The organism is Mesorhizobium carmichaelinearum (genome assembly GCF_900199455.1).
Lineage (GTDB): Bacteria > Pseudomonadota > Alphaproteobacteria > Rhizobiales > Rhizobiaceae > Mesorhizobium > Mesorhizobium carmichaelinearum.
Genome location: NZ_FZQR01000180.1, coordinates 1 through 411, shown reverse-complemented (window position 1 = coordinate 411; position 411 = coordinate 1). Strand labels below are relative to the sequence as shown.

General features: G+C 27.7%; 1 protein-coding gene. It reads right to left on the bottom strand.

What is annotated here, in order from left to right:
* A partial coding sequence (locus CKW40_RS46310; RefSeq protein WP_198421205.1) for a regulatory protein RecX occupies nt 1–209 on the bottom strand: 209 nt, incomplete at its 3' end.
* Between the last annotated feature and the right edge of the window lie 202 nt (nt 210–411).

Below are 411 nucleotides of genomic sequence, written 5' to 3'. Positions count from 1 at the left end.
AAATATTGGATTGCTTTATTTAAACCTATGCGATAATGATCATACTTTTGAATCTCTGCCATATCAGCAGCTTCAAGTTGTTGCCCTTTTTTTAAATTAAATTTGACTAATGTATTGATATCTATACCCATTTCAAATTGTTCGTCTAAAAAAAGATTAAAACGTTCTTTGTTTTTCTTTTGTACTTCTATTATAGTACTCTTCGGCACTGGATCACCCCGTTACTTTCTCAAGTTTTAATACAATACTCTTTAATTATTCAATAAGCCACTTCCTATAGCAAATGTTTAACTTTAAATATTTTTCGATGCTAACAAAAAATCACACTATCATCTTTTAAAATGAAAGTGTGATTACAAGCAAATCTGTAAAATTTATTAAGCAGAAACAATTCAACTTTATCATTATGAC